This window comes from Thalassospira sp. (assembly GCF_048059015.1).
Taxonomy (GTDB): Bacteria; Pseudomonadota; Alphaproteobacteria; order Rhodospirillales; family Thalassospiraceae; genus Thalassospira.
This window is the reverse complement of sequence record NZ_JBLLNT010000004.1, coordinates 61,456-70,000: the sequence shown is the minus strand read 5'-3', so window position 1 is coordinate 70,000 and position 8,545 is coordinate 61,456. Positions and strand designations below refer to the sequence as shown.

At 53.8% G+C, this 8,545-nt stretch carries 8 protein-coding genes (1 of these 8 cut by a window edge); 7 read left to right on the top strand and 1 reads right to left on the bottom strand.

The features are described 5' to 3' along the window. Nucleotides 1-349, bottom strand: partial view of a MurR/RpiR family transcriptional regulator gene (locus tag ACMZ66_RS06910; RefSeq protein ID WP_416935753.1) — the 5' portion only. It extends 530 nt beyond the left edge of the window; only the first 349 of its 879 coding nucleotides appear in the window; the start codon lies at nucleotides 347-349; the stop codon falls past the left edge of the window. A gap of 152 nt (nucleotides 350-501) precedes the next feature. On the opposite strand from ACMZ66_RS06910, the gene ACMZ66_RS06905 reads away from it, so the two are divergent. The 7 genes from ACMZ66_RS06905 (at nucleotide 502) to ACMZ66_RS06875 (ending at nucleotide 8,215) form a co-directional block, all read left to right on the top strand. Further along, a complete protein-coding gene (locus ACMZ66_RS06905) occupies nucleotides 502-1,302 on the top strand; it encodes an N-formylglutamate amidohydrolase (RefSeq protein ID WP_416935751.1) in 801 nt (266 codons plus the stop codon). Next, nucleotides 1,299-1,805 carry a TRAP transporter small permease subunit gene (locus tag ACMZ66_RS06900; protein WP_416935749.1) on the top strand — a complete coding sequence of 169 codons (507 nt, stop codon included), beginning with the start codon at nucleotides 1,299-1,301 and terminating at the stop codon, nucleotides 1,803-1,805. The genes ACMZ66_RS06905 and ACMZ66_RS06900 overlap by 4 nt, the downstream gene beginning before the upstream one ends. Further along, the gene (locus ACMZ66_RS06895) at nucleotides 1,805-3,127 is read left to right on the top strand and encodes a TRAP transporter large permease (protein WP_416935747.1); all 1,323 of its coding nucleotides are present in this window, start codon (nucleotides 1,805-1,807) and stop codon (nucleotides 3,125-3,127) included. Before ACMZ66_RS06900 ends, ACMZ66_RS06895 begins: the two co-directional genes overlap by 1 nt. A gap of 60 nt (nucleotides 3,128-3,187) precedes the next feature. Further along, entirely contained in the window at nucleotides 3,188-4,237 is a 1,050-nt protein-coding gene (locus tag ACMZ66_RS06890) for a twin-arginine translocation signal domain-containing protein (RefSeq protein ID WP_416935745.1), read from the top strand. A gap of 63 nt (nucleotides 4,238-4,300) precedes the next feature. Continuing rightward, nucleotides 4,301-5,665, top strand: coding sequence for a glutamine synthetase family protein (locus tag ACMZ66_RS06885; RefSeq protein ID WP_416935742.1), 1,365 nt, complete (start codon nucleotides 4,301-4,303; stop codon nucleotides 5,663-5,665). 22 nt (nucleotides 5,666-5,687) lie between these two features. Next, nucleotides 5,688-7,070 (top strand): aldehyde dehydrogenase family protein, encoded by a 1,383-nt coding sequence (locus tag ACMZ66_RS06880; protein ID WP_416935740.1) that lies wholly within the window; start codon nucleotides 5,688-5,690, stop codon nucleotides 7,068-7,070. Beyond that, on the top strand, nucleotides 7,070-8,215 hold the full coding sequence (locus tag ACMZ66_RS06875; protein WP_416935738.1) for an iron-containing alcohol dehydrogenase: 1,146 nt from the start codon (nucleotides 7,070-7,072) through the stop codon (nucleotides 8,213-8,215). Before ACMZ66_RS06880 ends, ACMZ66_RS06875 begins: the two co-directional genes overlap by 1 nt. Nucleotides 8,216-8,545: the final 330 nt, after the last annotated feature.

Below are 8,545 nucleotides of genomic sequence, written 5' to 3'. Positions count from 1 at the left end.
GATTGAGGTTTTCAATCGCCTTGTCAGCAAAGCGGTTCAGGATATGGGTGTCTGATCCGGCCTTGTTCCAGCGTTTGAACTTTGCCACCGGGCTTGAAATCTGTTCTTCGATTTCATTGTGGATGGCGGCCTGAAAATCCGGGAAGCCTTTGAAACCAAGCTTTTTGGCCATGCGCACCACGGTCGGTGTCGAGACCTGGGCTGCTGATGCGACAGCGGTAATGCTGCTGAGACACGAGACCGGATAGTTATCGAGCATCGAATTGGCAAGAAGGCGTTCGGAGTGTGTCAGGCTCTCGAATGATGTCCGGATGCGCTCTGCGACGGTCTGTTTTTCTGCGTTTCTCACCCTTTACCCTTTCAGGATGTTTTTGCGGATCTATGCCCGATGTGATGATCATATCACCACTGAAAACATTATGACAGAAAACATCTTGCCTGAAAAAATCATTTCTGGAATAGTCGTGTCTGTGATTGATATCAAGTTGTTGGATGGCGTGAATGTCTGCTCAAGAGTCCGGCCCAAATCAGTATCAAGCAGTTGATGTGACCAATCCCGACGGGCAGGGCGGCTTTGTCTTTGTCTGCGAGCATGCCAGCCGTTTCATCCCCGAAGAATATCAGGATCTGGGACTGGATGGTGATCAGGTCATCAGTCATATCGCCTGGGATCCGGGCGCACTTGCCGTGGCAAAGAAGCTGTCAGCGGCGTTTGACAGTCCGCTGGTCGCAGGGTGCCTGTCGCGGTTGCTTTATGATTGCAATCGCCCGCCCCATGCGTTCGATGCGATCCCGATGGTCAGTGAAATTCACACCATTCCGGGCAATCAGAACCTGTCCTTTGAGGACAAGCGAAACCGCATTGATCACATCTATATCCCGTTTCAGGATCGGCTTAAGTCGGTGATCAAGCAAGCATTGGCAAATCATCCTGATCTTTTGATCGTCACGGTGCATTCGTTCGTTCCGGTTTATAAGGGGCAGAAGCGCGCTGTCGAGGTCGGCTTTTTGCATGACGAGGACAGCCGTTTTGTTGATGCCATTCTGGACGCGGATGAAGGCGGGCAGTTTGTTGTGGCGCGCAACGAGCCCTATGGCCCGGAAGATGGTGTCACCCATACGCTGCGCTATCACGCGCTTCCCAATGGCATTCCCAATGTCATGATCGAAATTCGCAATGATCTGATCCAGACCGATCAGCAGATTGATGAAATGTCGGATTATTTGCGCGCACTCATCACCAAGGCAGTTTCCAGTGCGGACCTTGGTGCGGCAACCAAATCAACAGGTGCCAACCAATGACTTCGTTTATGCGATCCTATGTAAAATATGTGGATGCCATCAATTACCGGCTTGGCCGGTGCATCATGTATGGCATCTTTGTGATGGTCGGCATTTTGTTGTGGTCGTCCATTTCCAAGACATTCTTTTTGCCGTCTCTCTGGACGCTTGAAATGGCGCAGTTTGCCATGGTGGCCTACTACATTCTCGGTGGGCCTTATTCCATGCAGATGCAGGCCAATGTGCGTATGGACCTGCTTTATGGCGGCTGGACGCCCAAGAAAAAGATGTGGATGGACAGTTTCACCATCGTCTTCCTGCTGTTTTATCTTGGCGTCATGCTGTATGGCGGCGTCGAAAGTACGATGTATTCGCTTGAATACGGTGAACGCAGCCCGACGGCCTGGCGTCCGTATCTGTGGCCGATCAAAATTGCCATGTGTGTCGGTATCGCTCTTATGATTTTGCAGTGCATTTCTGAGTTGATGAAAGACATCTTGCACCTGCGTGGAGAAGAAGTCTGATGTCTTACGAAATGATCGCCATTTTCATGTTCTCTACCATGATGCTGATGATGCTGACAGGGCAGCGCATCTTTGGTGCGATTGGCTTTGTTGCTGCGATTTCGGCCGTCCTTTTGTGGGGCACAGGCGGGTCTGATATCCCGTTTGCCGGGGCGATGAAGCTGATGAAATGGTATCCGCTTCTGACCCTGCCGATGTTCATTTTCATGGGCTATATCCTGTCCGAGAGCAAGATCGCCGATGATCTTTACAAGATGTTCCATGTCTGGATGGGGCCGGTAAATGGTGGTCTTGCGATTGGTACGATCCTGTTGATGGTTCTGGTGTCGGCCATGAATGGTCTGTCGGTTGCCGGGATGGCGATCGGGGCGACCATTGCGCTGCCGGAATTGCTCAAGCGTGGCTATGACAAGATCATGGTGACCGGGGTTATTCAGGCCGGATCGTCACTTGGCATTCTGGTGCCGCCATCGGTTGTTCTTGTGCTGTATGCCATGATTGCGCGTCAGCCGGTCGGGCAGCTTTGGCTGGCGGGGGTGATCCCGGGCCTGATGATGGCGGCGATGTTCATCATCTATATCGTCATTCGCTGCAAGATGAACCCGAAGCTTGGTCCGGTTCTGCCCAAGGAAGAACGCAATGTCAGCCGGGCTGAGAAATTCCGTCTTCTGCGCGCGGGCATCCTTCCGGTTGCGATCTTTGCCACCATGATGGTGCCGTTTGTCAATGGCTGGACATCACTTGTTGAAAGCTCCGCCATTGGTGCGATGGCGGCCTTCGTAGCAGCCGTCCTTAAGGGCCGCATGACCAAGACGGTGTTTGAAAACTCGGTCCGTCAGACTTTGGCGATTTCGTGCATGTTCATGTGGATCATTCTCGCAGCCCTTGGTTTTGGTGCGGTGTTTGATGGTCTGGGGGCGGTACGCGCGATCGAGACCCTGTTTACCGAACAGCTGGGCTTAAGCCCCTGGGCGATCCTGATCATCATGCAGCTTAGCTTCATTTTGATGGGAACGTTCCTTGATGATACGGCGATGCTGGTGATTGTCGCACCGCTTTATATTCCGCTGGTGGGCGAGCTTGGCTTTGATCTGATCTGGTATGGCGTTCTTTACACCATCACCACGCAGATCGCCTATATGACCCCGCCATTTGGATACAATCTGTTTTTGATGCGCGCCATGGCGCCGCCGCAAATCCAGTTGGGAGATATCTACAGATCCATTGTGCCTTTTGTCCTGGTGATGACCCTTGCACTTGCCTTGGTCATGGTGTTCCCGGATGTCGCACTTTGGTTACCTGACTACGTCTACGGAAAATAAAACGAACTCTGAAAACAGAGCGAACCTAAGTCGATGATAAGTAACATTCAGGAGGCTAACATGACTTCAAGACGTGACTTTATCAAATCAGCAGGTGTGGCCGGTCTGGGCGCTGTTGCTGGTACCGCATCTTTCGCTGCACCGGCCATCGCACAGAGCAAAATCAAATGGCGTATGCAGACCTATGCCGGTCCGGCCCTGGCCGAGCATGTGATCAAACCGGCCATCGACAGCTTTAACAAAATTGCTGGCGACGAGATGGAAATCGAGCTGTTCTTTGCTGATCAGCTGGTTCCGACCGGCGAGCTTTTCCGAGCCATGCAGAAAGGCACGATCGATGCGGTGCAGTCTGATGATGACAGCATGGCATCGCCAACCGAAGTCACCGTATTTGGCGGCTATTTCCCGTTCGCATCGCGCTATTCGCTTGATGTGCCGGTCCTGTTTAACCAGTACGGGCTTAAGGAAATCTGGGAAGAAGAATATGCCAAAGTCGGTGTGAAGCACATTTCGGCAGGCGCCTGGGATCCGTGCCACTTTGCGACCAAAGATCCGATCAACAGCCTTGCTGATCTTAAAGGCAAGCGCGTCTTTACCTTCCCGACGGCTGGCCGTTTCTTGGCCCAGTTTGGCGTCGTTCCGGTAACTTTGCCGTGGGAAGATATCGAAGTTGCCGTTCAGTCGGGCGAGCTTGATGGTATCGCGTGGTCGGGCATCACCGAGGATTACACGGTCGGTTGGGCTGATGTGACCAACTACTTCCTGACCAACAACATTTCCGGCGCGTGGGCTGGTTCGTTCTTTGCCAATATGGATCGCTATAACGAACTGCCAGAGCACCTTAAGGAGCTGTTGCAAGTCTGCATGGATCAGAGCCACTATTACCGTCAGTGGTGGTATTGGGGCGGCGAAGCCAACCTGCGTGTCCATGGCGATAAAATGAAACTGACAACCATCCCTGACAATGAATGGGCGCAGGTCGAAGAAGCGGCTGTTAAATTCTGGGATGAGATTGCAGCAGAATCCGAAACCAAGGCCAAAGTCGTCAAGATCATCAAACAGTACAATGCGGACATGGTCAAAGCCGGCCGCCCGTATCGTTACAGCTGATCAACTGATCATCTGATCTACGCGACTTAGTCTTTCTCAACGGATCAATAAAAGGGAAGCATAATGTCTGGCAACTTGACATTTGACCAACTAAAACAACAGGTTGCTGAGGGCAGCATCGACACGGTTCTGGTGTGTCTTGTTGATATGCAAGGCCGCCTTATGGGCAAACGTTTCCACGCCCAGAACTTTGTCACCACCTCGTATGAAGAAACCCATTGCTGCAATTATTTGCTGGCAACGGATCTCGAGATGGCGACGCCCGATGGATATGCTTCCACCAGTTGGGAAGCAGGTTATGGCGATTACGTCATGAAACCTGATCTGACGACATTACGCACAGTACCGTGGCTTGACGGTACGGCCATGGTGCTGTGCGATGTTCTTGACCATCATCATCATCAGCCGATCACGCATTCCCCGCGCGCGATCCTGAAAAAACAAATCGAACGTCTTGAGGCACTTGGCTTTACTGCCAAGATGGCAACCGAGCTGGAATTTTTCCTGTTTGCCAAAAGCTTTGATGAAATCCGCAAAAACGGCTTCCGCGATCTGGAACCGATCAGCGGCTATAACGAAGATTACCATATCTTCCAGACCACCAAGGAAGAAGGCGTGATGCGCCCGCTGCGCAATCATCTTTATAACGCTGGTATTCCGATTGAAAACTCCAAGGGCGAGGCCGAGGCAGGCCAGGAAGAGCTCAATATTCGCTACGACAATGCCCTTAACTGCGCCGATTATCACACGATCGCCAAAAACGCGATCAAGGAGATCGCCTGGCAGCAGGGCCATGCAGTGACGTTCCTTCCGAAATGGGATCATCGCCGGGTCGGGAGCTCGTCACACGTGCATCAATCGCTGTGGCGCGATGGCAAACCGGCCTTCTTTGATGAAAATGATCCGCTCGGCATGTCTGATCTGATGCGTCATTACATGGCGGGATTGATTAAATATGCGCCCGATTACACCTATTTCCTGGCCCCTTATGTGAACAGTTACAAACGGTTCGCCAAGGCGACCTTTGCACCGACCAAAACCATCTGGTCGATTGATAACCGTACCGCCGGATTCCGCCTTTGCGGAGCGAATACAAAAGCTGTACGTGTTGAATGTCGCATCGGTGGTTCGGACATGAACCCGTATCTGGCCCAGGCCGCCCAGCTGGCGGCGGGCATACGCGGTATCGAAGACAAACTTGAACTCGACGCCCCGTCCAAAGGGGACGTCTATGCGATGAAAAATGCGCAGGATATTCCGCGCACATTGCGTGCCTCGACCGAGACATTGCGCAATTCAGACATGCTGAAAGAAGCAATGGGCGAGGACGTAGTAGCCCACTACACGCGGGCTGCGGAATGGGAACAGGAAGAATTTGACGCGGTTGTGACCGATTGGGAAATCAGCCGCGGCTTTGAACGCTCTTAAATCTCGGCAAGGTTAGAATTAAATGACGATCTTGAAATGTATTAGCCCGATTGACGGGTCTGTTTACGCAGAACGCACGTGTGCCACCAAGGAAGAAGCATTTTCCGCGGTCAAATCCACGCGCGCAGCCCAGAAAGCATGGGCAGCACGGCCCTTGTCCGAACGTATTGAACTCGTCCGCGCAGGCGTCGCCAAACTGGGCGAGATGAATGACGTCGTCGTCCCGGAAATCACCAAAATGATGGGCCGCCCGATCCGTTACGGTGGCGAGTTTGGCGGCGTTAAAGAGCGCGCCGAATATATGGCCGAAATCGCGCATGATGCCCTTGCACCCATCGTGGTTGAAGTCAGTGACAAGTTCGAACGCCGTATCGAGCGCGAAGCACATGGCGTGGTTCTGGTGATTGCACCGTGGAACTACCCATATATGACCGCGATCAACACCGTTGCCCCGGCCCTTATTGCCGGGAATGCTGTTGTGCTGAAACACTCCACCCAGACCCTTCTGGTGGGTGAACGCATGGTCGAAGCCTTCACCAAGGCAGGTGTTCCGGAAGACATCTTTATCAACCTGTTCCTTGACCACGCCACCACCGAAAGCCTGATCCAGGAACGCCAGTTCAACTTTGTGAACTTTACCGGTTCTGTTGGCGGCGGTCGTGCGATTGAACGTGCTGCTGCGGGCACCTTTACCCCGGTGGGGCTTGAGCTTGGCGGGAAAGATCCGGGCTATGTCATGGAGGACGCCGATCTTGATGCGGCGGTCGATACCCTGATTGATGGCGCGATGTTCAATTCCGGTCAGTGCTGCTGCGGGATCGAGCGGATTTACGTTGTTGAATCGCTTTACGATGCCTTCATCGAAAAGGCGGTCAAGATCGTCTCGGGCTATAAACTTGGCAATCCGCTGGATAAGGAAACCACCATCGGCCCGATGGCCAATGTGCGTTTCGCCAACGAAGTCCGCGGCCAGATCGCCGATGCGCTGAAAGACGGTGCCAAGGGCCTGATTGACCCGGCGCTGTTCCCCGAAGATGACGGTGGCGCATATCTCGCCCCGCAGATTTTGGTCGATGTCACCCATGACATGCGTGTGATGCGCGAAGAAAGCTTCGGCCCGGTTGTCGGCATCATGAAGGTCAAGGATGACGCAGAAGCCATTGCGCTTATGAATGACAGCGACTTTGGCCTGACCGCATCGCTTTGGACCAAGGATGTTAATCGTGCGGCCGAAATCGGCGCGCAGATCGAAACCGGCACGGTCTTTATGAACCGTGCAGATTATCTGGATCCGGGCCTGTGCTGGACCGGCTGCAAGGATACGGGGCGCGGCGGTGCCTTGTCGTCCATCGGCTTCCACAACCTGACCCGTCCGAAGTCATACCACTTGAAGAAGGTGCAATAATGTCTCTTACCGCAAATTGGAGCTACCCAACGGCCATCCGGCTTGGTGCGGGGCGTATTTCAGAACTGCCTGAGGTCTGCGCAAATGCAGGCATCAAAAAGCCGCTTCTGGTCACCGATGCTGGCTTGGTCAGTCTGCCGATCACGGCAAAGACCGTGGCGATTATGAAAGAAGGCGGTCTGGGCGATGCGGTATTTTCCGATGTTCAGCCGAACCCGGATGATCTGCAGCTTGCAGCGGGTCTTGAAGTTTACAAGGCCGGTGGCTTTGACGGCGTTATCGCCTTTGGTGGCGGCTCTGCCCTTGACCTTGCCAAGGCGATTGCCTTCATGTCCGGTCAGACGCGCCCGGTTTGGGATTTCGAAGATATCGGTGACTGGTGGACCCGTGCCGACCCGGCCGGTATTGCCCCGGTCATCGCCATCCCGACCACGGCGGGGACGGGTTCCGAAGTTGGCCGTGCATCGGTTCTGACCAACTCCGAAAGCCATGTGAAGAAAATCATCTTCCACCCGAAAATGCTTCCGGTTGCCGTGATTTGCGACCCGGAACTCACGGTTGGCATGCCGCCGGTTGTAACGGCGGGCACGGGCCTTGATGCCTTCATCCACTCGTTTGAAGCCTTCTCATCGCCGTTCTATCACCCGATGTCACAGGGCATCGCGCTTGAAGGCATGCGTCTGGTCAAAGACAACCTCATGACCGCCTATAAGGACGGTGGCAACATCGAAGCCCGCACACATATGCTCAGTGCTGCTGCGATGGGCGCAACCGCGTTCCAGAAGGGCCTTGGGGCTGTGCATGCACTGTCGCACCCGATTGGCGCTGTCTATGGCACGCCGCACGGCATGACCAACGCAATCGCGCTTCCGGCCGTGGTGAAGTTCAACCGTCCGGCCATTGAAGCCCGCGTGGAGCTGCTTGCGGCTTATCTTGGCATCGAAGGCGGGTTTGATGGCTTCTATGCCTGGCTGATCGACTTCTCCCGCGCGCTTGGCGTGCCGGAAAAAATGTCGGCCCTTGGTGTCGACCGCGATCAGATCGACCTTCTCGCGAAAATGGCGGTCGAAGACCCCAGCGCCGGCGGCAACCCGATCCCGCTGACCACCGAGATCACCAAGAAGCTCTATGAAGAGATCATCTGATTTCCGCGTGATATAGGCGGTTTCGTGACGTTTGTTGCGGGCTGTACAGAAAAACACCCCCGGTCGATGGCCGGGGGTGTTTTCGTTTTAGAGCTTTACGCATCAGGTCAAATCAACGTAGCAAAGTTGGAGTACGCAAGCTGTTGTAAAGTTAGGCGCGTAGCCTAACTGAGGCTGGGCGCCGGAACGGCTAGATAGAGCCAGATCACCCCATAGTGGGGCACAACGGTTCAGATATTTACAAGAATGCTCAACTGATGGCGTGCAGCACCCAGTTACCTGCCAGACAAACACATCTCTCTAAAATAGTATTCTGCTGTGGTAAGATTA

Bases quoted from the DNA above. Each gene is read 5' to 3' on its own strand.
- ACMZ66_RS06875 (WP_416935738.1), top strand. From the start codon at position 7,070: ATGTCTCTTACCGCAAATTGGAGCTACCCAACGGCCATCCGGCTTGGT.
- ACMZ66_RS06880 (WP_416935740.1), top strand. From the start codon at position 5,688: ATGACGATCTTGAAATGTATTAGCCCGATTGACGGGTCTGTTTACGCA.
- ACMZ66_RS06885 (WP_416935742.1), top strand. From the start codon at position 4,301: ATGTCTGGCAACTTGACATTTGACCAACTAAAACAACAGGTTGCTGAG.
- ACMZ66_RS06890 (WP_416935745.1), top strand. From the start codon at position 3,188: ATGACTTCAAGACGTGACTTTATCAAATCAGCAGGTGTGGCCGGTCTG.
- ACMZ66_RS06900 (WP_416935749.1), top strand. From the start codon at position 1,299: ATGACTTCGTTTATGCGATCCTATGTAAAATATGTGGATGCCATCAAT.
- ACMZ66_RS06895 (WP_416935747.1), top strand. From the start codon at position 1,805: ATGTCTTACGAAATGATCGCCATTTTCATGTTCTCTACCATGATGCTG.
- ACMZ66_RS06905 (WP_416935751.1), top strand. From the start codon at position 502: ATGTCTGCTCAAGAGTCCGGCCCAAATCAGTATCAAGCAGTTGATGTG.